Source organism: Mesorhizobium sp. M2E.F.Ca.ET.209.01.1.1 (assembly GCF_004010375.2).
In the GTDB taxonomy this organism is placed as follows: Bacteria; Pseudomonadota; Alphaproteobacteria; order Rhizobiales; family Rhizobiaceae; genus Mesorhizobium.
On record NZ_SADP02000070.1, the window covers coordinates 1 to 704 of the forward strand.

At 65.1% G+C, this 704-nt stretch carries 1 protein-coding gene; it reads left to right on the top strand.

Translation table 11 applies throughout. The annotated features are described in order from the left end of the window. Window positions 1-704 (top strand): acyl-CoA dehydrogenase family protein (locus EN852_RS34580; protein ID WP_281407820.1); only part of this gene is annotated, 704 nt, incomplete at both ends.

Below are 704 nucleotides of genomic sequence, written 5' to 3' on the forward strand. Positions count from 1 at the left end.
ATCCACGCCTCGCCGACCTGCACCATGATCTATGGCGACGGCTTTCAAGGCACCAAGCCAGGCGCCATCGGCTGGCTGATCGGCGAGGAGAACAAGGGCCTCGCCTGCATGTTCACCATGATGAACAATGCCCGTCTGGCCGTCGGCATGCAGGGTGTCGCGGTCGCGGAAGCCGCGACCCAGAAAGCGATCGCCTACGCCAATGAACGGCGTCAGGGTAAGGCGGCGGATTACGCTGGTGCCGGCATGGCGCCGATCGTTCACCACCCGGACGTGCAACGCAATCTCCTGACGATGAAGGCGCTGACGCAGATCGCCCGCGCCATCAGCTACAGTTGCGCCCACGCCATCGATCTCGCGCGCGTATCGTCGGGTGACGAGGCGGCGCATTGGCGTGACCGTGCCAATCTCTTGACGCCGCTGGCCAAAGCTTTTTCCACCGATGTCGGCGTCGAGGTTGCCTCGCTCGGCGTCCAGGTGCATGGCGGCATGGGCTTCATCGAGGAGACGGGCGCTGCCGCGCTCTATCGCGACGCCCGCATCGCACCGATCTACGAGGGCACCAACGGCATCCAGGCGATCGATCTCGTGGCGCGAAAGCTGCCGCTCGGCGGCGGCGAGCATGTGCATCGCTATATCGGTGAACTGAAAGCGGTGGCCGATGCGGTGCGCACCTCGAACATCGAAGGCTTCGGCCGCACCGC